This window comes from Streptococcus mitis (assembly GCF_047465045.1).
Classification (GTDB): Bacteria; Bacillota; Bacilli; order Lactobacillales; family Streptococcaceae; genus Streptococcus; species Streptococcus mitis_DT.
This window is the reverse complement of sequence record NZ_JASHAR010000026.1, coordinates 1-21,872: the sequence shown is the minus strand read 5'-3', so window position 1 is coordinate 21,872 and position 21,872 is coordinate 1. Positions and strand designations below refer to the sequence as shown.

General features: G+C 32.7%; 23 protein-coding genes and 6 pseudogenes. 3 read left to right on the top strand and 26 right to left on the bottom strand.

Annotated features, from left to right (window positions below):
• The first annotated feature begins 182 nt into the window (after window positions 1–182).
• Complete coding sequence (locus QM409_RS10275) at window positions 183–1,079, top strand: tyrosine-type recombinase/integrase (RefSeq protein WP_414305498.1); 897 nt, start codon at window positions 183–185, stop codon at window positions 1,077–1,079.
• Window positions 1,080–1,453: 374 nt separating this feature from the next.
• Here QM409_RS10275 and pezT read toward each other — a convergent pair whose 3' ends face one another.
• The 18 genes and pseudogenes from pezT to QM409_RS10185 all read right to left on the bottom strand — a co-directional run bounded on the left by pezT (window position 1,454) and on the right by QM409_RS10185 (window position 14,316).
• Window positions 1,454–2,224 carry a type II toxin-antitoxin system toxin PezT gene (gene pezT / locus QM409_RS10270; RefSeq protein WP_414305497.1) on the bottom strand — a complete coding sequence of 257 codons (771 nt, stop codon included), beginning with the start codon at window positions 2,222–2,224 and terminating at the stop codon, window positions 1,454–1,456.
• Window positions 2,224–2,700, bottom strand: coding sequence for a type II toxin-antitoxin system antitoxin PezA (gene pezA / locus QM409_RS10265; RefSeq protein ID WP_004262609.1), 477 nt, complete (start codon window positions 2,698–2,700; stop codon window positions 2,224–2,226). Before pezA ends, pezT begins: the two co-directional genes overlap by 1 nt.
• 67 nt (window positions 2,701–2,767) lie before the next feature.
• Window positions 2,768–3,040: a hypothetical protein gene (locus tag QM409_RS10260; protein ID WP_136937268.1), complete on the bottom strand. Its 273-nt coding sequence runs from the start codon at window positions 3,038–3,040 to the stop codon at window positions 2,768–2,770.
• A 37-nt stretch (window positions 3,041–3,077) separates the two neighbouring features.
• Complete coding sequence (locus tag QM409_RS10255) at window positions 3,078–3,461, bottom strand: DUF5945 family protein (protein ID WP_000159212.1); 384 nt, start codon at window positions 3,459–3,461, stop codon at window positions 3,078–3,080.
• Window positions 3,458–3,691, bottom strand: a complete 234-nt coding sequence (locus tag QM409_RS10250) for a DUF5965 family protein (protein ID WP_000152419.1) — start codon at window positions 3,689–3,691, stop codon at window positions 3,458–3,460. The genes QM409_RS10255 and QM409_RS10250 overlap by 4 nt, the downstream gene beginning before the upstream one ends.
• A gap of 95 nt (window positions 3,692–3,786) precedes the next feature.
• Window positions 3,787–4,849, bottom strand: a pseudogene (locus tag QM409_RS10245) (DNA primase).
• Between the two features lie 9 nt (window positions 4,850–4,858).
• Window positions 4,859–5,500, bottom strand: coding sequence for a peptidylprolyl isomerase (locus QM409_RS10240; RefSeq protein WP_261037327.1), 642 nt, complete (start codon window positions 5,498–5,500; stop codon window positions 4,859–4,861).
• A gap of 199 nt (window positions 5,501–5,699) precedes the next feature.
• Window positions 5,700–6,362 carry a NisI/SpaI family lantibiotic immunity lipoprotein gene (locus tag QM409_RS10235; RefSeq protein WP_414305496.1) on the bottom strand — a complete coding sequence of 221 codons (663 nt, stop codon included), beginning with the start codon at window positions 6,360–6,362 and terminating at the stop codon, window positions 5,700–5,702.
• A 162-nt stretch (window positions 6,363–6,524) separates the two neighbouring features.
• Entirely contained in the window at window positions 6,525–7,187 is a 663-nt protein-coding gene (locus QM409_RS10230; protein ID WP_414305495.1) for an ABC transporter permease, read from the bottom strand.
• A complete protein-coding gene (locus QM409_RS10225) occupies window positions 7,165–7,905 on the bottom strand; it encodes a lantibiotic ABC transporter permease (protein WP_414305494.1) in 741 nt (246 codons plus the stop codon). The genes QM409_RS10230 and QM409_RS10225 overlap by 23 nt, the downstream gene beginning before the upstream one ends.
• Window positions 7,902–8,588: an ABC transporter ATP-binding protein gene (locus QM409_RS10220; protein ID WP_084926488.1), complete on the bottom strand. Its 687-nt coding sequence runs from the start codon at window positions 8,586–8,588 to the stop codon at window positions 7,902–7,904. The genes QM409_RS10225 and QM409_RS10220 overlap by 4 nt, the downstream gene beginning before the upstream one ends.
• A gap of 171 nt (window positions 8,589–8,759) precedes the next feature.
• On the bottom strand, window positions 8,760–10,100 hold the full coding sequence (locus QM409_RS10215) for a sensor histidine kinase (RefSeq protein WP_414305493.1): 1,341 nt from the start codon (window positions 10,098–10,100) through the stop codon (window positions 8,760–8,762).
• Window positions 10,093–10,776 (bottom strand): response regulator transcription factor, encoded by a 684-nt coding sequence (locus QM409_RS10210; RefSeq protein ID WP_261008831.1) that lies wholly within the window; start codon window positions 10,774–10,776, stop codon window positions 10,093–10,095. Before QM409_RS10210 ends, QM409_RS10215 begins: the two co-directional genes overlap by 8 nt.
• A 488-nt stretch (window positions 10,777–11,264) precedes the next feature.
• Window positions 11,265–11,552: pseudogene (locus QM409_RS10205) on the bottom strand (DUF5966 family protein).
• 13 nt (window positions 11,553–11,565) lie between these two features.
• Entirely contained in the window at window positions 11,566–11,868 is a 303-nt protein-coding gene (locus QM409_RS10200) for a DUF5962 family protein (RefSeq protein WP_049500921.1), read from the bottom strand.
• A 56-nt stretch (window positions 11,869–11,924) separates the two neighbouring features.
• On the bottom strand, window positions 11,925–12,653 hold the full coding sequence (locus QM409_RS10195) for an ABC transporter permease (protein ID WP_049500919.1): 729 nt from the start codon (window positions 12,651–12,653) through the stop codon (window positions 11,925–11,927).
• Window positions 12,650–13,399, bottom strand: a complete 750-nt coding sequence (locus QM409_RS10190; protein ID WP_049500917.1) for an ABC transporter permease — start codon at window positions 13,397–13,399, stop codon at window positions 12,650–12,652. The genes QM409_RS10195 and QM409_RS10190 overlap by 4 nt, the downstream gene beginning before the upstream one ends.
• Window positions 13,400–13,404: 5 nt before the next feature.
• Entirely contained in the window at window positions 13,405–14,316 is a 912-nt protein-coding gene (locus QM409_RS10185) for an ABC transporter ATP-binding protein (protein ID WP_084926490.1), read from the bottom strand.
• 467 nt (window positions 14,317–14,783) lie between these two features.
• Here QM409_RS10185 and QM409_RS10180 point away from each other — a divergent pair, with 467 nt between their 5' ends.
• Complete coding sequence (locus QM409_RS10180; protein ID WP_049500915.1) at window positions 14,784–15,482, top strand: response regulator transcription factor; 699 nt, start codon at window positions 14,784–14,786, stop codon at window positions 15,480–15,482.
• Window positions 15,479–16,849, top strand: coding sequence for a sensor histidine kinase (locus QM409_RS10175; RefSeq protein WP_084926491.1), 1,371 nt, complete (start codon window positions 15,479–15,481; stop codon window positions 16,847–16,849). The genes QM409_RS10180 and QM409_RS10175 overlap by 4 nt, the downstream gene beginning before the upstream one ends.
• 42 nt (window positions 16,850–16,891) lie before the next feature.
• On the opposite strand, the pseudogene QM409_RS10170 reads toward QM409_RS10175, so the two are convergent.
• From QM409_RS10170 to QM409_RS10135, 8 genes and pseudogenes are all read right to left on the bottom strand, one after another.
• Window positions 16,892–17,178 (bottom strand): annotated as a pseudogene (locus tag QM409_RS10170) (DUF5966 family protein).
• 13 nt (window positions 17,179–17,191) lie between these two features.
• A pseudogene (locus QM409_RS10165) lies at window positions 17,192–17,422 on the bottom strand (DUF5962 family protein); the annotation flags it as partial.
• On the bottom strand, window positions 17,389–18,636 hold the full coding sequence (locus tag QM409_RS10160) for an acyl-CoA thioesterase/BAAT N-terminal domain-containing protein (RefSeq protein WP_414305492.1): 1,248 nt from the start codon (window positions 18,634–18,636) through the stop codon (window positions 17,389–17,391). The pseudogene QM409_RS10165 and the gene QM409_RS10160, both read right to left, overlap by 34 nt.
• 55 nt (window positions 18,637–18,691) lie before the next feature.
• A complete protein-coding gene (locus QM409_RS10155) occupies window positions 18,692–19,147 on the bottom strand; it encodes a MarR family winged helix-turn-helix transcriptional regulator (RefSeq protein ID WP_084925421.1) in 456 nt (151 codons plus the stop codon).
• A gap of 193 nt (window positions 19,148–19,340) precedes the next feature.
• Window positions 19,341–19,922, bottom strand: a pseudogene (locus QM409_RS10150) (hypothetical protein); the annotation flags it as partial.
• Between the two features lie 47 nt (window positions 19,923–19,969).
• Window positions 19,970–20,380, bottom strand: coding sequence for a thrombospondin type 3 repeat-containing protein (locus QM409_RS10145; RefSeq protein WP_037619229.1), 411 nt, complete (start codon window positions 20,378–20,380; stop codon window positions 19,970–19,972).
• Between the two features lie 398 nt (window positions 20,381–20,778).
• Window positions 20,779–21,293, bottom strand: a pseudogene (gene tnpA / locus QM409_RS10140) (IS200/IS605 family transposase).
• 299 nt (window positions 21,294–21,592) lie between these two features.
• The coding region (locus QM409_RS10135) for an LPXTG cell wall anchor domain-containing protein (protein WP_414305491.1) at window positions 21,593–21,872 on the bottom strand (280 nt) is incomplete at its 5' end.

The following is a 21,872-nucleotide window of genomic DNA, read 5'->3' as shown; positions in this document are numbered from 1 at the left end:
GATACTATAATTCCAATAAAAACCCAACAAGTAAAAATAATTGTCCAAAAACATTTTTGAGATAGAATTTTATCAATTATTTTTATTTCCATAGTATTCTCCTACCGATAACAATTTATTATCACTATACAAAGCACTCAAATAGGTTTATAATAGCATGATTATTGATAAAGGAGATTTTTATGGATTATAAACTTATTTCTACTTACTTAGATTATTGCAAAACTCATAAGCGTTTGAGTTCACACACGATTCGTGCTTATAAGAATGATCTTATGCAATTTTATAACTCAGACTATGATAATGTCGAATCCTATATAGAACAGTTGACACAATCTAACATAAAAACGAATACATTAAGAAGAAAAATTGCTTGTATAAAGGTGTTTTATAACTATCTAAAATACCAGAACATAATTGAAGAGAATCCCTTCAATCAATTGCGCTTTCAATTTAGAACTGAAAAAATATTACCTAAAACGATTCCGTATGACATTCTGAAAAGCATTTTTATATATTTAGAACAGAAAGTAATTGTATCTAAAACTGACTATCAAAAACAAAAAGCTGAAAGAAATCTACTAATTATTTCCCTTTTACTTTCAACAGGCATCAGAATTTCTGAACTTTGTCACATTCATATCAAAGATATTAATCTTTCCAATAAGACACTCCATATTATAGGAAAGGGGAAGAAAGAACGTATCCTATTTTTAGGAGATCAAAAAACATTCAATTTATTAGAAAAATATATAAATAAAACAAGAAATGAATCCAATGATTTCTTGTTTCCAGGGAAATATTCACTTAAACCATTGTCAGAGCAAAGTGTACGTTTAGTTATAAAGAGAATCGTTGAACAAAATAGCTTATCTAAAACTATTACACCACATATGTTTAGACATAGCTTTGCAACAATGCTTCTAGATAGTGATGTAGATATTCGATATATTCAACAAATTCTTGGACATAGTTCTATATCAATCACACAAATCTATACTCACGTATCTCATTCAAAACAAAAAGAAATACTCAGTTCTTTTAATCCTATGTCAGTGATTCATTCTGAAATAGAGTAAGAGACATTTCGAAGGTTACAGTTTACTTCATCTTAAATTAATGTTTGTAGTTCGACTTTAGTTAATATATTTTATACTCAACAAAAGCAAAAAGCATACAAAACTCCACTTTGAATCAGCATTTATACTATATTCCGTATTAAGAACTCCATAATTATTTTTCTAAAATACAGCTTTCAAATATCCTTAAATATAATAAAAAGAGATGGGCAAAATCTCAATTCCTGAAGAAAATCGAGTAAATCTTCCCACAAGAAAACGCATAATTTCAAGTTTCAAGACCTGAGACTATGCGTTTTTTGGTTCTAAAAAATTTTCGCCCACCTTAAAAATGAACAAAAGTTATAAGTAGATTATATTTTAAAACTCATGATCTAACAACCATTTCGATTAGTTAAATCTTTCAATCTTTCTTCTCCTGATTTAAGCATATCCTTCTCTACTTGATTCCATTCTCCAAATAGTAAGTCATGAAGAACGGTTGCTGCTGAAGTTGTATTTTCTTTTGAATCATATACACAACTTCTATCTCGTTGATACATTTGAATTCTTTCAAAGATAGCCAGTTCTTCCAATTGTCGTGTATTATCAACTAGATGATTAACAATGAAATCATGATGTTCTTTTGGAGTTGCACGTGCTTGATTTGGATTGATAGCGTACAGTTCTTCGTATCGGATAAGAGTGCTCAGATAGGACAATTCGGGCTTTGTCGTAATTAAGGCTAATTGTACTTCATATCCCTTATTTTTCAAGAGTTGTGCTGTTTTCTTTGGAACATCAATTGTTCGTAAGGTTCCCTCTATCAAAAGATTGTATCCCAAATGACTCAATTCGGTTACTAAAGACTCTACCATTTTCCCTGCAAAATCTTTGGTGTATTCAACACTATCTTTGCCATATTCTTGCTGAAGTTCTAAATAGTGTGGATGCTGGGAACGAAAACTATCTCCATCAATAATAACAATATTTCCTTGAAATTCTTTCTGTTTTATACGATGAATTGTGGTCTTACCAGCACCACTTTGACCTCCAAGCAAAATAGCTATAGGATGCTTACTGGACTTTTTTCCTCTTGTCAGTGAGCGAAGATTCCGTGCTAAAGCATGTTTGAATTCACTATCGGTATAATCTTGGATTTCCATTAGGCTACCATCCGTTTTTCAGATATCTCTAACATACGTTCAATTCCATCCAAATAGCCGCTATATCTCTCTATTTCATCAAAAGTTTCTACTAAATAGATATTTGTATGAATCAAGTCAGATAGATCATCACTCATTAAAATCCAAGGATTAGATTCATCATCAATGCTAATTCCCTGACTATCTTGATAGCGATAGAGTCGAGATAATAGATTAGAACCTCTTTCTTTCACAATTTCAATTTTTAAAGTCAATTCATAATCTTCAACAGGATTAAGCATTTTATCTTCTCCTACAATATCGACATAAGATACATTAAACTTCTGACAAATGATGTCAATTAATTCCGTAGAGACTGAACTCGTTCCATTTTCATAACGACTCAGACTATTTCGTGAAATACCTACAATCCGTGCAAATTCGGGTTGTGTTAAGTCATGTGTTTTACGTAAGGATTTTATGTTCTTTCCAATCATGGCAAACTCCTTTATTTTTATAATTCAATTATAGCATAAAAAAGTATAACGCACCAATTTTGGTGCATTATTGGCTATTTTTCCTAAACCTCTCTAAATTCTTCTCCAATTGTTCCTTATGAAGTTGATTCTTAGCTTCCTTTAATGTGTCGTCCAAAGTTTCTTCTCTGAAAGTTGCTTCTGTTTTTAGTTGTTCTGATCCTTGATCTGGAGTGAAAATGATATCTAGCAGTCGGTCTATTTTTTCAAGATCTTGGACAGACATATCAGATAGTCTATGAATCAGCTTTTTAAATACGTCACTATTGTCGTGATTTTTCTTAAAAAATGTTGTAAACATCTATAACCTCTCAAAAAAAGCAGCCTATCAGGACTGCTTAGTGTAATTCCGAAATCGCATCATAAATGGACTGCAATTTCTTATTGTCTTTATTCTTTGTGTCAATCAACGTATGTAGCTCTTCAATTTTCTTTTGACTACTTTGAATATCGCTATTGTTATCCGCAATCAGTCTTTTAAGATGTTGCTGATAACTTGTAGTGATATCTGTCTCTTTTCCTGTTCTAACCTCTGTAACTTTAGGTTTAGAACTAGGATTTGATTCCGTTACAGGTGCTTGTTTTCGCTTTTGAAAAGCTGCTTCATAATTTACATCATTACCTCCTTGATGATTTCCAAATAAGGCCGCAATTTTATCTGGATCTTCTTGATTTTCTGATTTACTTTCTAATGGTTGATTAAAATTCCAATCTTTTGTCATTCACTCATTTCATCCTTTCTAAATTCAGAATCATCGAATTGTCTTTCTTTACCAAAGGCATGGTCAAGAGCTTCTTCAAAACTCATGTGACTAATGCTTTGACGCCTTTTGAACGTCGCAAACATCGCTGTCTCCAGTTGTTCTTTGTAAGCAGCGAGTTTTTCTGTCTCTCTTGCTACCTTACTTTCTTGCCTAGTGACCTTTTCTTCTAAGCGTTCAATAATGGTCATATACGATCCTCCTTCATTCTAATATTAGCTAAAACATCTTGATTTTGTTATCACAATTCTAAACATTGAGAGGTTTGTCTTACTGGTTGATTCCTCTATGTTTCTTTTGCAGTCTCGATCATCAATTGTAAATCTGATTTCTTTTCTCGAAGAATATCGTTCCAGTCTATTTTTTCTTTCCCAGGTTCATTATCAGGTAAATCCAGTAAAACAGGCAATCCTGATTGAGATAACTTATCAGAAAAATCTTTACCTGCATCATCACAATCTACCGCAAGTGTCAATAAATCAGGATGATTATTGAAATAGGTAGTGGTATCACGAATTGTATTGAGCAAAGGCAATAACTTTGAAGGTATTACTGTATCTAAGAATTCCAACTTCTGATTTTCTTCAGCTATTAGTCGTAAAGTTTGATAAGCAACAACAGACCTTTTTAATCCCTCCATAGATACCAAACGAACATCAAATAGATTTTGTTGATGAAGTTCGTAATAGCTCATCAAGTCGATAAACGATTCACAAAAGACCAGTCTATTTGGTTTACCAATGTCAAAGGATATTCCAACATGTCCATGGCTTCCTTTTAGAATCGTTTTTAACCTCTCTCTTGGAAAAGAGTGATTCTTATATATCCCTTGTAAGCTTGCTGCCTGCAGCTTGTGACGATGATCAAAGCTTTTAAAAACGATAACAGGTTCAACTGTTTCATTTGTTTTCCAACTGGCTTGTGCCATCAAACCTTGTTGGATCATCTTTTCTACGATTTCTTCTGAAATTCCTCTACATTCTGTTAAGTAATGTCTGGCCAGACTGCAGTTAGAATCTTCTATTCTCTTTAAAGGATAATAAAATGGTCTCTCTCTATTTTCTTGAACAGCTTCTTTTTGAAAAGGTTCTTCAGAAAGAAAAGCTAGAGCTTCTTTAAAAGAAATTCCCTTAACAAGTCGAACAAAATCAATGACATCACCTTGAATATCTCTTGAATATCTCTTGAATATCTCTTGAAAACCATTTAAAAGTATTGGTAGTTGAAAAAATCCGGAACGAATCGTGTTCAGGATGTTCATAGACACGGCTAGAAACTTGTTTAAAGGAGATACCTAAACGATTGGCTACATCAAGAATTGAAATTTGCTTACATTCTTCTATTTCCATGCAATATCATCATTTTGTCGTAGTATTTGGCAGTGATGGTATTGATGATGATTCTTCTAAAGTTTTGGGAGTTGCCTTATCTAAATCATCCAACTCAGATTTCCAAACCTGTACTTGATTGACCAATAACTTACCAGGAAGTTTAGAATAAGACAATTTAACAGTTCTTGTTTCTGTCTGATTGGTCTTTGATTGGTTGGCATTCTTTAAATCGGATACATAGGTTACATTATAGGAGACCATGGCAATGGCTTGATTCGTAGTCTGATTGACAAAGATATCAGCTTTTTCAAAATGATAATCCAAAATATAATCCTTATACACTTGGTTCATGGCATCATTTTGACTTGACAATTCTTGAGAATAAGCCGATTCAGTCATATAAGGTTGAATGCGTGTATTATTTTCTCCGAGCTTTTCTTTCGTATAGTACTGTGTCAAAAATTCTTTTACAGTATCCGATGACAAAATGCTGGCTTTATCTTCTGCTTGTTTATCTTCCACAAGTTTAGCTGCAGCCAATTCAATCTCTTTACGACTTTGTTTAGCAGTCGAGTGTTGACCAGCAGTATATCCCATCATGAGAATAAAGCTAGTTGCGGCTACTGCGCCAACACTAATTAATGCTTTAGTTTTGACTTTATTTAACATCTTAGACCTTCTTTCTATAAAAACTAGGTCAAGAATACCAAAAAGAACTTGTAAGTTTTATCATAAGAAAAAGTATAGTCTCTAAAACTCAATTACAATAGAAAATTAAGAAAATCTTCCCACAATAAAACGCATAGTATCTAATTTTTTCAATGCCTGACACTATGCGCTTTTTTCTTTTAAAGACTTTTTGCCCAATTTAACTTCTAAAGAAAGCCAAATGATATTCTCCATTCAATTTAACTGCTACTTTCTCATGGATAGACTGATTTTTTAAAGAACAAATTTCTCCATATTCCCAACTTTCGTGCTCCCCTGATAATCTAGTGACTGACTTCACTTGATTATCTAAGTTAGCAACTGTAGCACTAAGCTCTTCTTTTGGAATAATTTCTTCAGTAATTGTAAATGATTGTTCCCCTATCTTCAACTCTCTGGCTTCTTGCTCATTGATAGCAAATCCTCCTACTAAGCGAACATTAAATAAGTCAGAAACTTTTAGAAGTTCTTCTTTAGAAATGTTATCAAGTAGTCTACATTTATAGAAAGTACTATCAATTTTTATGGCAAATTCTCTATTCTTGGTCTGATATAAGTCACCAATCTCCAATAAATCATTCTTTATTTCATTATTGGAATCATCGTAAGATATTTCATAAATATCATAATGATTGCTTACTTTACTTTCAATATCTTCATATAAAATTAATTGATTAGTTACACCATAATGCTCTCCTTTATAATCGAATTGATTATAACTTGAGTCGAGAAATTTAACATCATACTTCTCATATGTACATCCGGTCAATCCAAGTAAACTTAAGAAAAAAATTACGGAAAGATAGATCTTTTTGAATTTCATAGTTCTCCTCCTAATTTTCTATAGCTAAATTATCAAAAATCAATAACACCTCTCTCCAATATGTCTTTACAGACTTATTTTGGATATGAAGTAAAATCAAAACAATTCCCAAACTTCCATCCAAAAATTTAACACTCCATTCATTTCCATCAGAATATATAATTAAACACCTTTTCTGCTCACAACTATTAAATTAGCAACAAACAATAATACAACATAAAAAATTAAAGCCAATAAATAGGTTGTGCTTCTGAAATTATTTTCTAAAATAATATTAACTGGTAAAATTACTGGAATCCAAAAAATATTAAGAAAAACTTTATTTGTTGCAAATACTATAAATAAACTTTCCACAACAGCTATAAGTAAATTGCCGCCTTTCGCAATAAACAATGTCAATAGCATGTGGAAATGATTTAACAATATTAGTAATAACCAACTAACTATTCCTACGTAAAAATAATATGAAAAGTGTTCTAACTCTATACCTACAACTACCCATAAAGGAATAGTGAGTAAAGATAATAGTAAATCTAACACAAAAAGTTTCGCTCCCCATATACTGGATATATTTCTCCCGCTTCTAATATTCTGATATTTATTAGCATTGATTTCTTGTTCAGATACTAATAAAGTGATTATCGTAGTTATCATACAATAGCCTAACATCGGTAAAAAGATAATATTTTCCAATACAATTGTGTTATTTACAGATAATATGTAAATTGGAATTGTCAATAGTTGTATAGTAGACAAAATCAAAATAATGTATAGTTGATACGAACCTTTAAATTTAATCATTTCACTTTTTAGCAATTGGATCATTACTTAACCTCCAATTTAACATTAACAAAGAAACGATAAATAGAATCAATGATAGAAATACGGCAAATACTACCATTTTAACGTCTGTTACATGATTTGTTAAATCTAGATCTCCTGACGGTTTTATATACATAAGACTATAAGCAATTTTATAATGATATGTAAAAGGAAAGAAGAACCCAAAGCTACTTTGAGCGATAAAAGGTGCAACCAAAAAACAAATCAAGGAGTTAATAGATACTAGGATATAGGGATTGATCCATTTCGAAAATAGATACAAGAGTGGCAATACCCATATGGATGTTATCGAAATAAGTACTAAACAAATTAAGTCACCAATTATATTCAATGATATTAAGTCGGCATACAAAAAATTACTTGTAAATAATAATATAGCTAAAAACCATACGTTAGAAATGAGTAAATCTTTTAATTTTAAAAGTATCTTTACGATATATATTTTTATGCTATCATTTCGAAAGTATATATTCTGGAAGTTTCCTGCAGCTTCTTCTGCTTTATAATCATATAAAAACAACAATCCAATAAGTGTATACAAAAAGACGGCTTCCCACCAATATATTGAAAAACTTTCTATAATACTTGGTCCAACAAGTAATACCGCTATTAAAATCGACAAGCCCGGAGCTATGATCAAGAATTTTTTGGATGTATTTTTTCGCTGTTTTAACCATTCTGATTTAAATATTTTTATCATATTGCGTCACCTCCATGAACAATTCTAAAAAATAAAGATTCTAAATCATCACTTTGAACATTCGAACCGTCGTAAAAAATTTGACCATCATGTAAAATAACAATTTTATCTGCCACTTTACTAACTTCATACAGTTGATGGCTAGATAAAAGAATTGTCATTCCTGATTTCTTTAAAGAAATCATTAAATTCAATAATTCCTTTATACCATTTGGATCTAATCCATTGGTAGGTTCATCCAAAATGAGCAAATCTGGACTAGTAATTATTGCCATGCCTAATCCCAAACGTTGTTTCATACCTAAAGAAAAGCTCCCTGCTTTTTTCTTTCCCGTATTAGATAGTCCAATCAAGTTTAGTACTTCATTAATTCGTTCGTCAGAAATGTCATATAACAATGCTCTTGTTTTTAAATTATCAAATGCAGATAAGTTCATATAGATAGCAGGAGTTTCAATAAGCGCTCCAATCTCATATATGCCCGCATTTTTTCCCCCATTAAAAATAACCGTACCACTATCAGCATTTTCAAGACCAAAAATAATCTTCATAATTGTTGATTTTCCTGCACCATTGATACCTAATAATCCACAAATACTTCCCTCTTTTATTTCAAAAGAAATATTTTTCAGCACTTCTCTATCCTTATATGATTTTCTAAGTTTTTGAACTTGTATATTCATAACTATAATTCCTCCTTGTTTTATACTTGTATGTTACACTTTATTTTTCAAAATTTGTTCAGATTTTTCAATTTTAAAAAATAAAAAAATAGATATTCCTCAATTTAGAAGATTATCTATTTTTATATACATAACTATTATGTGGAAGGTATCTAATATATCCCTATAGAATTATTTTTTAATAAGCAACGTCACTTGAGCACCACCTCTATCTGGATTTGATAAAAACAATTCTCCAAAATGTCTAGTTGCAACTTGTTTAGCAAATGCTAACCCTAAACCATAGTGCTTATTATTCCTACCTTTATTCTCAGTATAAAATAACTTATCTGCATTTAATAAGGACTGTTCAGTAAAAGGGAGACCATTGTTCCACACTCCAAAATTAATATACTCTGTTTCCTCGATGATAGTAAGCGTAACTTTTTTTTCTCCAGAACTATATCTTGCTGCATTTGCTAAAATGTTAATTAATGCCCTATTTAAATTAAAACGATTTCCCTTAAAAAACATTAATTTTGTAGTATTAATAATTTTGAAATCAACCTTTGCATTATTCATTACAGATTTCGCCTCTACTGACAGATCACTTAAAAAATCAGGTAAATATATCTGTTCCCCATAATCTTTATCTTCAATTAGTAATCTTGAATAATCAATCATTGAACTAAAGTATCTTTCAAAAATCACTATACTATTATTCATTGACTGAGTATATTCCTTCTGTTGATCAGTCAGGTTAGTTAATTCAAGCAACTCTAAATTTCCCTTTAGTACTGTTAAAGGAGTTTTTACATCATGAGCTAATGCACCAACTTGAAAAGATAAATCTTCCTTCTCCCTTCTCTCTGATTTGAGTAAATTAGTTAACTCGTCGTCCTTTTGATATAATACAGAGAGAATTTCATCGAACTCTTGTATTTGAGCGGGAATGTTTTTATCTTTAAATGTTAACTGCCCCATGTTTAAAGCTTTTTTTTGTATAAGTAGAAAATTTTTTGAAAATTCTTTTATTAATCTTGTAAGTGACCAAATGAGTAAAATGGTTTCGAAAACGAAGAAAAATAAATAAGAAAATAGATTAAATGAAATGTGACGCAAATTCGGATTAACAAACTCAGGTATCATGGGTTGCCTGACAGTAAGTACAATCTCTGAATTAGCATAATACCCATAATACACCTCACTAATACTTACAGATTCATTTTTAGCAAAAACTTCTCGATAGGCAGGCAAATCCTTTTTTTGATAATTACCCTCTTCAATTGTACCTGTCTTGCGATTAAATACAACATAGTCAAATATAGAGTTATTCATTGCTTGAACTACATCACTTAAATTGCTGGTATCACTCACTGAAATTTCAATTTTAGAGTCGTATACATTTAATTGTCCTGTAAAAACAAGTAAATAAGTAAATATAAAAAATAAAAGTATACTCAGTAACGTACCTGTTACTAGTTCTAAAACAGTCCTTATTATGCGCCCTCTAATTGTACTCTTCTTAATCATGCCACTTGTATCCCATACCTCTAACTGTTTTTATAGGATTAATTCCATACGACGAGAATTTTAATCTTATTTGATAGATATACTCAGATATTGAACGAAAGAGGGTTTCAGCATCATCATCATAAACGTTTTCATATATATCTTGTACAGTAAAAATTTTTCTTGGATTGCTAGATAATAGTTCTATGATATCATATTCTCTACTTGTAAAAGCAAGACTATCTCCATTAATACAAACAATTTTTTCTTGTAAATAAATCGTTATTGGAGATAATTCTCGGACAACTTGATTACTTAATTCACCTTGTTTGTATCGTTCTTCTCGTTTGAGATTTGCAGCAACTTTGGCAGTTAATTGATTGATGCTGAAAGGTTTTGTAATATAGTCATCTCCTCCTAAATTCAATCCTGATACTATATCATCTTCGGTATCTTTTGCACTAACAAAAATAATAGGGGAGCTTACTTTATTTCTAATCTGCTTACAAATTTGCATACCATCTATATTAGGCATCATTACATCTAATAAAATCAAATCAAATCCTTTGAAATTATTAATATTGATTGGTACGGTGACTTCTTGATACGTCGTTACCTGATAGTTTTTCATCTCTAAAATAGTTCGCATCAGTTTCAAAATTTCAAAATCGTCATCTACAACTAATATCTTATACATTCTATCACCTCAAAAAATTTTAGAGAACTACCTGCAAAGCTCCGTATTCTTGACAAAGAATAGTTTCAATACATCAATTTATAATTGTTCTTTATTTTTTAAATTAAATTTTTAGAAACTAGTACAAATCTATTTTACACTATCTTGAACAAAATTCGTAATATTTAATAATCTAATTTGAGTGCCGTCAATGTCATTTCTAATCCAGCAAGAATATCCGTAACTTTCCCATCTATATGTGAATAATCCTTCTCCTTAAGTTCTCTAAGGTAATGTTCCAATGATTCTTGATTATTTACCATAACCTACTGAAGAAACAATTATTGAACCTTGACATTTGAGATTATATCAGAGAAAATTCAGATTTTATTCAGAGAAAAAATCATCTTTACACTACTAGTGAAATTCAAATTTAAGAAAGAATCAATTTCTAAAATTTTTCATGTCCTAAAAAGCGGAATAAATTTTGAACTTGTTAAGACTATTTTCTATTCTTTCTTCCACTTATATCCTGTCCAGCATGCTAAAGCAAGTAAAACTAAATTAAAGATGATAAAGAAAGTCGTAAAACTAAATAATCCATTTTGAGCTAAATCTGCCGTGTAAGGTTAAGTCTCTGTAAAGAGAAGATAAATTCAATAGCCCTCAACGAAAATAAGAAAACTGACAAAACCAATAAGGAAAAGTCCACTTGCAATAAGAAAGAGTCTCCATAAAAGAATGAGAATTCCTCCTACTGCTAAAAAAATTACTGGGATAAGGAGTAAATCATTCATGACTTTCTCCTTTCTAGTCAATCAATTGACGATAATGGGTGGCAAGAGAGGAATCAAACTCTTCTAATTTTTGAACTAAGTCCAAATACTCCTCTTTGTCATGTTCTTCAAAGTCCTCGCCTCTATGATTTTGAAGAGCGATTTCCAATTGACTAGTGAGTTCTCGTTTAGAAAAGCTGTAATCGCATGTCACTTCCTCATAATGTTCCTTTAACTCCTTGTAGGCTTGGTATTCTTCAGGTGTTTGAAATCCCTGTACCAAAGCCTCTTCTAATTGATAATTGGACCTTCTTTCTATAAAAACTAGGTCAAGCATACCAGATTAAGCTTGGAGCTTTTATCACAAGAAAAAGACTCCGAAGAGTCTTCGCATTACTTATGCAATTCTTTATTACTCAATGTATGAAAAATCCCCCACAGAAGAATATTTACAATGATAAACAGCAACATTTCCACTGAATTAAAGTCTATCAAATTCCGTGACCGCATTGCCACCATAGCTTGGGAGTAGGGATAGATTAAAGATAATTTATCTGATACAAAAATCATCATAAATCCTACGAAAGTACCAATAGCACCAATTCCCACAGATTTACTGAAAACACGAGTTTTAGCTGTCACAAAAAACTGTACTGCCATCATACTAATTGTTCCAAAAATCCCCAATAAATCCCACTTGAGGTAGGTGAATAAATTAGAAATTTCTAAATGAGCTAGGTGAGCACTGACATAAAAAATACCAAACAAGAACAACTGTAAAACAGCAATAAACAAGATAATTACTATTTCTTTTGCCAACAATAATTTCCCAAGACTGACATTATTAGCTCTGAGAAATTCAATATTTTTTCTATCAAACTCTTTTCCTAACATCATGGCTACATAAAGGCTGACCAAAATCGGAAAGAAAAGCTGGCTATAATAGAAGGTCAATTGTCCCCATAAAACAGGCACTTTTTCACTTTCTTCAACCATAGAATAAGCTGCACCAAAGTAAATCCCAAGACCAATCAGGCTACAAAAAGCTAATAAGCAAATACCAATCATCAACATGGAAAATTTTTTAGTTTTCCGCCATTCTACTGATAGATAAGACATCATAGCTTACCTCCTTTCTTTTCAACCAGATAGAGAGATAAGAAGAGATAGATTAGGGCTATTGGCAAATATGTAAATAGTTTAAATCCTAGGTTTGTCGCAAAAACATAACTCACTTGACTGGCGACTTGCTGGTAATCCACCAGAGACAGATATCCTATACCACCAAAAGGGGAAATCAGCTGTAGAAAAGCTGGTGCATGACCAAATCCAACTCCAAGAAATCCTCCGAAAATCCCTAATGCCAGTATCAATGCCTGCTTCTTCAGTAAAAACTGCAAAGTCAAAAACAGACAGGTTAAGACAAAAGAGGCTAGCAAGAAAATGACGATTTGCCAGAGGATTAGGCTAACAGGCATTTCTAGACCTGATAAGATTGCAATCAACTGGGCTACTACTCCCTCCAAAAAAGCGAGAAAGGTCAAAATGAACATGGTCAGTCCAAGCTTACTCAGAAAGATATGCCGTACATTTTCACCATTTGCCAAAAGCAGTTTGAAAGTGTTGCCCTCCTTCTCGTTCTTGACAATCCGCGATACAAAGAGAGCAATCACAATAGGGAGAATCAAGCCATTTACTTCTTTTATCATATAGAAAATTAGGCTAATCTGGTGCATGTCTGGATTACTTAGGTAGCGTGTAGCGGCTGCAATTGCCCAAGCAAATCCGACTCCCATAACTAGTATGCTAATGAGGAAGGATTTGGTTCGTTTTGCCTTGAGCAATTCAATAGACAAATTATTCAACATAAGACTCACTCCTTGGTTAAGTTGAGGAAGATAGATTCCAAGGTTTCTTGTTCTTGCTTCACTTCATAAATTGGAACTTTCTCGACTATTAAATCTCGTAACAAACTAGAAATCTGCTGATCGGCAAGGTTAGTCAGCTTGAGTTTATCCTCTTGTATCTCCAACATCTTGCACGGATAACCAAATAACACTTGGCTAATGGCTTCACGTCGACCTCTAAAATCTCCACGCACTTCCAGCCATTTATTGGACTGAATTTTACGAATTTCTCCCTCGTAAACCAGTTGACCATGATTGATAATCCCCACACGGTCAGCTATATGCTCTACTTCAGAAAGGATATGGGTAGAGATGAAGACAGTAATGCCCTGTTCCTTTGCCAACTTGATAATCAGTTCCCGAATTTCATGAATCCCTGCTGGGTCTAGCCCATTTGTTGGCTCATCCAGTATCAACAAACGCGGTTTCTTGACTAAGGCAAAGGCTAAAGCCAAGCGCTGTTTCATACCCAGAGAATAATCTTTAACCAATTTTTTCTTGTTTTTAGGTTGATCTAACCCAACAATTTTCAATGTTTCCTGAATATTTTTCTTATCAAATCCAAGGATTTTTTGGAAGACCAAGAGATTTTCATAGCCTGTCAAATTAGGATAATAAGACGGTTCTTCAATCATAGAGCCAATTTGATTAAGATACTGCTTGTCCGTACCTATAGATTGACCGAACACTTCAATCTCCCCAGCTGTACGAGAAATCAAAGACAAAATCATCTTCATTGTGGTTGTTTTACCAGCTCCATTTGGACCTAGAAAACCATAAATCTCCCCTTGTTGAACTGATAAGGAACTAAGGTTAACTACCTGAGTGTCCTTAAATGCCTTTTGTAAGTTTTTTATCTGTAAAACATTACTAATCATTATGAACTTCCTCCTTTAAACCAAATAATTTTCTATAATTTTGATTTCTATAAATCAAATTATCATGAGTATCTTTGATAACATCTCTACTACTCTTATCAACAAAAATGATAGAATCAACATAATTCACAATATCTAATTGGTGACTCACTATTACCATTGTTTTGTCTGAATAAAATGAATTATTCCACTACCAGCACCAAGAACGTTATCAAGTTCTTCAAGAGTTCATTCTTGAAGAGAATTCATTACTTCAATCTCATCGAGATTCATTTGTTGTTTAGCCATTTGGAAATACCTCACTGATTAAAATTTATTTGAAAAGTATCTCTATCTAGGTTATGTCTTTATTATAGACATGCTAGATTAAATTTAAACTAAGCTAACCTTAATTTTACATTAAGATTAAAGTATCTTGCTTTTTTCATTCTTTTAAATGGTATAATATAGATAAGCGAGGTAAGATTATGAATTTCGAACAACAACTCCTGAATAAGCACATCCTTATCATTGATGACGATAAAATTTTAAACTCTTCCATAAGAGATATTCTCATTGCCTACGGATTTTCCAATCTAACATCAGCCTATGATATAGAATCTAGTTTGAACATGATTGAAACAGAACAGTTCGACCTTTTCCTTTTGGACATTATGCTCCCCGATGGTGATGGCTACACATTAGCAAAACATATCCGACAAAAAGGCGATACTCCTATCCTCTTTCTGACTGCCAAAAATAATCCTGAAGATGAGGTAGCTGGTTTCAATGCTGGTGGTGATGATTATGTCGTAAAACCCTTCATTCCAAAAAATCTTATCTATCGTATTATGGCTCTGCTCAGGAGAAGCTATAAATCAGAACAGGAAGCAATACAGATTGGACAGACTTTGGTGAGTTTTCGGAATGCAACAGTACAAAAGAATGGAGCAGAAATTTCTATTACACCAATTGAAATTAAGATTTTGAAAAAACTTTACGATAATAAAAATTACATCGTTTCAACTGAATCTCTCTGTGATACGATTTGGGGAGTGGATAGCTTTGGTTATGAAAACTCTTTGACTGTACATATTCGGAAAATTCGAGAAAAAATAGAAGAAAATCCTTCAAAACCTCAATATTTAAAGACAGCTAAAGGGCTGGGATATAAATTGTTATCATGATTATGAACCAAACCAAAATTTTAAGGTATTCACTAAAGAAATTTATCTTTTTTTCCATCATTATCTTTATTACCAATATTATTCTAATTGCCAGTTTTGTTTTCTACATTAGGGAAAAGCAAACTGCTACTGAGACTGTAAAAATAATTTCTGAACACATTACCATCACAAAAAATAACGTCCACATACCTAAAAAAGATATCTCTAGTCTAAAAGAACAAGAGTTATGGCTAATGGTATTGGATAAGCAGACTGGAAAACAAGTGTACGAACAGTATAAACCTACAGAAATTCCTTCGCAATTTGACTATGGGGACATTTTACAGTTTTCTCGCTATTATCTTTCAGATTATCCTGTTTTTAGTCAGATAAAAGGTGGCTACATCATTGTTGTTGGTTTTCCAAAAGATAAAATTGCTCGTTATAGTTATAATTACTTAGATATAGATAGTATTCGCCTAATTCCACTAGTAGCATTTGGAGTATTGCTTTTCAACTGCCTTTATTTCGCTTTTCTTTACTACTATGGTGTGACGCATATCAATCGTAAAATTGCGCCTCTTGTAACTGCTATTCAGAATCTCCCAGATGGTTTGAAAAATCCAATAAATTCTATATCAGAACTAGAATATCTTACAACTGCAATTAATCAAACCGATACTCTACTCAAAGAGAATGAAGTCTTTAAAGAGCAATGGATTTCAGGAATTGCACACGATATCAAAACACCTCTTTCTGTCATCATTTCTAACGCGTCCTTGTTAAATGATTCTGAACTAGATACACAGTCTAAAAAGCATATTCGCCCAATATTGACAGAATCCTATTACATCCAAAATATTTTAAATGACTTAAATATAGTAGCTCGCCTTTCATCCGGTCATCTTCAATTAAATCAGACTGAAACAAAAATTATCCCCTTCTTCAAAGACATTCTCATCCATATTTTAAATCAAGAAATCTGGAATGATTTTGAATTTGAATTTGATTACGATTATTCACTTGTTAATCAATCTATCATGATTGAGCAGTTTTTAATCACAAGAGTTATCCATAATATCATCTACAACTCTGTTTTACATAACGAAAAGGGGTGCACAATAAGAATCAACTTATTCAAAAAAGATACAAATGTAATTGTCGAAATCAAAGATAATGGACAGGGAGCTTCACCAGAAAAAATTGCTGAACTTAATGAATTATCTTTTAAAAACATTGATATTTCTAAAATTAGAACGACTGGAATTGGGCTAAAAATTTCAAAACAAATTGTTGATTTGCATCAGGGCTCTATTTCGTTTGCTAGTGTCCAAAATGAATTCTTTGAAAGTATCATTTCACTTCCGATTTTCAACATTACCAATTAGATAAAAAATGGAGAAGAACCATTAGAGTTTTCTCCATTTTATTCATCTTATCTTCCACTTATACCCTGCCCAACCTGCCAAGACAAGCAAAGCAAGGTTAAAGATGATAAAGAAAGTCGTAAAACCAAATAATCCATTCTGTGCCAAATCTTCCGTGTAAAGTTCAGTCTCTGTAAAGAGAAGATAGAATCCATAGCCCTCCACAAAATAAGAAAACTGACAAAACCAATCAGGAAAAGTCCACTGTCAATAAGAAAGAGTCTCCATAAAAGAACGAGAATTCCTCCTACTGCTAAAAAAATTACTGGGATAAGGAGTAAATCATTCATGACTTTCTCCTTTCTAGTCAATTAAGTGACGATAATGGGTGGCAAGAGAGGAATCAAACTCTTCTAATTTTTGAACTAAGTCCAAATACTCCTCTTTCTCATGATCTTCAAAGTCCACACCCCGATGATTCTGAAGCGTGATTTCCAATTGACTAGTGAGTTCTCGTTTAGAAAAACTGTAATCCCCCGTCACTTCCTCATAATGTTCCTTTAGCTCCTTGTAGGCTTGGTATTCTTCAGATGTATATCAAAAAAATTTATCGTAGTAAACCACGAGTCTACACTTTCTTTCATTAATAAGTGCCAATCTTTTCGATAACGATGATTCGGTTGATAAGCAATCGTCAACATATGCCCTGTTTCATGATATTTTTTAAACAAAATGGATTCCCCTTTATAGTGTGAAATAATATCATCTATCGCGGATGATGCATTCCATATTTCATCAACATCACTTCCTAGTAATAATAAAGGAGAGGCAATTTTACTCACATCAATCTGAGCCCTACTATCTTCAGGAATATATTTTCCAAAAAACTTGTTTAACAAATAATTTCCTAACTGAAATTTTTGATATGGAAGTTCCTTTTGTAAATATGTCCAAGAAGATGAATGAGAATTGAGTTTTCCTTTTATTCCCTCAAATATTACATTTGAGGGAGAATTTAGTACTAAACATTGCACATCATCCAAAATACTTTGTCCAGCAAGAACAAGCTCTGCTCCTTTAGATCGACCATATATTCCTATTTTTGTATTATCGACTTGAGGATGATGATATAGAAAATCTTTCGCTTCCTCCAGACATTCTATTGGAATTCGTTCTAAATTTTGGGGTAATCCCTCTAAACCAAAATAAGCTATTGCAAGACAAATATAGCCTCTAGAAGATAAAAGTTGGGCAATATTCTGAGCTTTTTCAATTCTTCCCTCACTACCGCTAACAATAATCACGGCTGGCGCCCTTCTTAACTTTTCATCATAAAATAATCGACCTTGAAAATGCTTGTCATAGATATCTTGATATCTTACTCCCAGATTCATATAACGCCTTACGAAACTTTGCTCCGCGACCACATCTTTCCCCAGCTTGATTTTAATTTCAACACCAAAACAATCTCGTAATGGAATTCTATCAAGAGAACTCGGTAATCTCCTTTTCCTATTCTTCAACGGTTTCGCATTAAAGAATAATCCCATTTCTGAAACCCCTTTATAAGATCCCGAAATAGATGCTGTCTGAGAGGTATCAATCATACCGTCCTGATCAGATAAAAAAATTGCGGTTGATTTCCATATAACATCATGATCTAAAAGCAAGGGAGCATTTATACAGTAATAATCAGACAGGTACATTTCTACACAATACATTGCCCTTGGTTCTAAACCATTAATAGCAATATAAAAAGATTCATCCGCTAAATCAGTTTGTGAAATCAGTTCAATGTTTACAGTCATATCTTCTCCTTTTGTTAATACACTTAACAATCATGTTTTAAAATTACCGCGACTTTTACCACGGTAATTCTCCCCACACCTTTTCAATATCATCCATCAATTTCACAACTGTTTGAAGTTCCACCTCGCTATAGTTGTTTAAAACTGAAAAGACCGATTTTTCAATATGTGCTTGTTGCTCCTTATGGATTTTAAAAATTTCGATGCCTTTTTCAGATAATATCAAATATTTATTTTTCCCATTATTCGAATCAAAATCAAAAACAACTAAATTTTTTTGAATCAATCTCCTAACACTTTGAGTTATTGCACTTCTTGAAACTTCTAATAATTCAGATAATTTTACTAGATTTAAGGGCTGATTTTTCCCAATCACAACAATCAAATGTACCTCATTCAAAGTAATGGATTTGTCAACACCGCTTTTATGTTGATTTTTTTTTAACTGGTCAAACGCTAAAATAAATCTATTGAAACGATTATTAAATGCAATAAATTCTTTTTTATCCATAATCTCTCTTTCCTTTGTTAATCATATTAACAAAACAGAAACTTCCTGTCAAATAAAAAACTCTATGCAAGCAGAGCCTGCCAACTCATGACAGAAAACGAAGCTTAGCTTATAATGAAGATGAACAATACCAATCCGTGGTGTTTAATAGGGTTTTTCCTAGCCTGTATAAAAAACTGGATGAACAAGAGTCATCAGAACCCAAATAGGCTAGAACATCTCCCTCTTTTTCTTCAAAATGAATCTCAAGAACCTCTTTTTTTAGTTCTTTGGAATCAACCATTAGAAGAAACTCCTCTATATCTCTACTAATGCGGTCAGATAGATTATTCGCAACCCGATAGACATTAACCAAATTGACATCCTGATTCTGATGAAAAATAAGCTCACTTAGTTGTTCTAGCTTTTCTTTTTCAGATTGGATGTAAAATCGAGTGGAAAGGTTATAGGTTGCGACTTCTAGCACCAAGTATTTCTCCCAACTACTTAATTGAGATAATTTATCTAGACCTGCTTGTCCAAAATTTCTTGTGTAACTTTCTAAATCTTGGTCATTATTTTCAGAACTAGCTTCTAGGAAAGAAATAATATCTTGATGAAACGAATACACATGAGGTATCTCTTCTATCTTGCCCTCTTCAGCCAAAAAACTCTCTACCAAGTCCTGCCATTTCTCATCAAAATGTTGCGCTTGATAACGAAGAAATAGGTTCATTTTCTCCCTATCTTTTGAAATTGTTCCACGAAACATAGCCAATAATTGCATTACTTCCATACTCGCTCCTTTCATCTATACGAAAATAGGAGAATCACATGATTCCCCTACAACTCTATCTCCATTTCAACCTCTTGAGGACTGGTTTCTAAATCACTAGACAAAAGAGAAACGGCATCTGTTCTCATGTAGTAAGTATATAAGTCTTCTAGGTCTTGTTGGTTTTCAATCCCTGTTTCAATACTAATCAGAGCCTGTATAAATTCCTTGTAGTGACTCTCCATCATATCTGAAATCTTTTGTTTCATTTCCATAAATACTGAAGACGGTTCAGTTATACTTGTTTGGTCTATGTCTTGTAAATCCTTTTCTAAGGGATTGGTTCCTTCTTCTACTTCCACTAAATCTGAACGTCCATCACCATCAGAATCTGCGCTAAGAGGATTGGTTCCTAGCGCCAATTCTTGAGCATCAGTCAGTCCATCTTGATCCGAATCACGTTGATAAATGGCTTCCATATACTTCCTTCTTTCCTAGTTAATCTTTTTTCACTCCAATCCTACCAAATATTCCTTGAAAGAAGTATCACAGTCATTACAAAACAAATATACACTAAAAAGCAAAGGATTTAAATTATATTAATAACTTTATAAAAGTAAGTACTAGAAAATCTGGCTCATAAAAAACGCATAGTATCATACTGTTTAGAGACTGGGAAAAACTCAATTTCAAGAAAAAATGAAGTAAAACATATTTTCATCGCTCTAAACATCAATCATGACCACCCGTCAAACGGGTGGTTTGAACCAGGGCTATAAGCCCAAATTACCAGCCAGCGCCTAAAGACGCTGGCTTTCACGTTGTTCAAGCCTCATTGCTCTTGACTCATCACTTGCCTCTTAAAGAGGCTTTAGTATTACTTAGCACTATCCCTAAAGGGATCCTCATATTCTTTTACACTTAATTTATCTAGTGCTATATCATGCTTTACTCGTTCTCAAATTTTCATACTCGTGAAGAAATCATCCACTGGATAATTTCTTTAATCTTGGATATATTTCTTAATTGTGGCTTCATTGAGTCCCACCGTAATCACATAATAACCTTCCGTCCAGAAATGCCGATTCCCAAACTTATACTTGAGGTTGGCGTGTTTATCAAACATCATGAGTGCACTTTTACCTTTTAAATACCCCATGAAACTTGAAACACTTATCCTCGGTGGAATACTGACTAACATATGTACATGATCAGGCATTAAGTGACCCTCGATAATTTCAACACCTTTATAACTACATAAGCGATGAAATATTTCGCCTAAACTACTTCGATATTGATTATAAATGACTTTTCGTCTATACTTAGGGGTGAACACAATGTGATAGAACACATCCACTTTGTGTGTGATAAACTATGTGCCTTTTGTGCCATATTTTTCTCCTTTCGCTTTACAATTGGCTTGAACACCTTTATTGTATCGCGTTTGGAGTTTTTTGGGTATAACCTTCGACGCGCACCCGCATAGCGGGTGGTTTTTTTGTCTCGCACCTAACGGAGCGAGACGGACTAATAGTCACATAAAAAAAGAAAGGACGAAATTCGTCCTTTCTAGATCTTAGCATTTTTCAACCTTATAAAGTTGAAAAAGAGCCGATTTTTTAAGAAATACTATATAAGATTTAAAATCAAATACAGATTTTACTAAAAAATTTGATCTGCACACATATAAATTATTCTTTTCCATCTTCTTTACGACGACCTGCAAGACCAAGGCCAAGTAGTGCACTTGTTGCAGCTGCCACCATAGCTACTGTAGAGTCTGCTGTACCAGTATTTGGTAATTCTTTAGAAACTTTACGAGAATCTTTTGAAATTCCTTTCAATTTCGCTACTTCAGCTTTAGCCGCTGCTTTAACTGCTACTGTTGGGGTTACAGCTTCAATTGCTGCTATACCGTCTGTTTGAGCTGTTGCTACTCCTGCATTGTCCGTTGCTGCGTCAATTGCTTGA

Excerpts from the sequence above, each read along its gene's own strand:
- QM409_RS10275 (WP_414305498.1), top strand. The coding sequence starts at position 183 with ATGGATTATAAACTTATTTCTACTTACTTAGATTATTGCAAAACTCAT.
- pezT (WP_414305497.1), bottom strand. The coding sequence starts at position 2,224 with ATGGAAATCCAAGATTATACCGATAGTGAATTCAAACATGCTTTAGCA.
- pezA (WP_004262609.1), bottom strand. The coding sequence starts at position 2,700 with ATGATTGGAAAGAACATAAAATCCTTACGTAAAACACATGACTTAACA.
- QM409_RS10260 (WP_136937268.1), bottom strand. The coding sequence starts at position 3,040 with ATGTTTACAACATTTTTTAAGAAAAATCACGACAATAGTGACGTATTT.
- QM409_RS10255 (WP_000159212.1), bottom strand. The coding sequence starts at position 3,461 with ATGACAAAAGATTGGAATTTTAATCAACCATTAGAAAGTAAATCAGAA.
- QM409_RS10250 (WP_000152419.1), bottom strand. The coding sequence starts at position 3,691 with ATGACCATTATTGAACGCTTAGAAGAAAAGGTCACTAGGCAAGAAAGT.
- QM409_RS10240 (WP_261037327.1), bottom strand. The coding sequence starts at position 5,500 with ATGTTAAATAAAGTCAAAACTAAAGCATTAATTAGTGTTGGCGCAGTA.
- QM409_RS10235 (WP_414305496.1), bottom strand. The coding sequence starts at position 6,362 with ATGAAATTCAAAAAGATCTATCTTTCCGTAATTTTTTTCTTAAGTTTA.
- QM409_RS10230 (WP_414305495.1), bottom strand. The coding sequence starts at position 7,187 with ATGATCCAATTGCTAAAAAGTGAAATGATTAAATTTAAAGGTTCGTAT.
- QM409_RS10225 (WP_414305494.1), bottom strand. The coding sequence starts at position 7,905 with ATGATAAAAATATTTAAATCAGAATGGTTAAAACAGCGAAAAAATACA.
- QM409_RS10220 (WP_084926488.1), bottom strand. The coding sequence starts at position 8,588 with ATGAATATACAAGTTCAAAAACTTAGAAAATCATATAAGGATAGAGAA.
- QM409_RS10215 (WP_414305493.1), bottom strand. The coding sequence starts at position 10,100 with ATGATTAAGAAGAGTACAATTAGAGGGCGCATAATAAGGACTGTTTTA.
- QM409_RS10210 (WP_261008831.1), bottom strand. The coding sequence starts at position 10,776 with ATGTATAAGATATTAGTTGTAGATGACGATTTTGAAATTTTGAAACTG.
- QM409_RS10200 (WP_049500921.1), bottom strand. The coding sequence starts at position 11,868 with ATGCTTGACCTAGTTTTTATAGAAAGAAGGTCCAATTATCAATTAGAA.
- QM409_RS10195 (WP_049500919.1), bottom strand. The coding sequence starts at position 12,653 with ATGATGTCTTATCTATCAGTAGAATGGCGGAAAACTAAAAAATTTTCC.
- QM409_RS10190 (WP_049500917.1), bottom strand. The coding sequence starts at position 13,399 with ATGTTGAATAATTTGTCTATTGAATTGCTCAAGGCAAAACGAACCAAA.
- QM409_RS10185 (WP_084926490.1), bottom strand. The coding sequence starts at position 14,316 with ATGATTAGTAATGTTTTACAGATAAAAAACTTACAAAAGGCATTTAAG.
- QM409_RS10180 (WP_049500915.1), top strand. The coding sequence starts at position 14,784 with ATGAATTTCGAACAACAACTCCTGAATAAGCACATCCTTATCATTGAT.
- QM409_RS10175 (WP_084926491.1), top strand. The coding sequence starts at position 15,479 with ATGATTATGAACCAAACCAAAATTTTAAGGTATTCACTAAAGAAATTT.
- QM409_RS10160 (WP_414305492.1), bottom strand. The coding sequence starts at position 18,636 with ATGACTGTAAACATTGAACTGATTTCACAAACTGATTTAGCGGATGAA.
- QM409_RS10155 (WP_084925421.1), bottom strand. The coding sequence starts at position 19,147 with ATGGATAAAAAAGAATTTATTGCATTTAATAATCGTTTCAATAGATTT.
- QM409_RS10145 (WP_037619229.1), bottom strand. The coding sequence starts at position 20,380 with ATGGAAGCCATTTATCAACGTGATTCGGATCAAGATGGACTGACTGAT.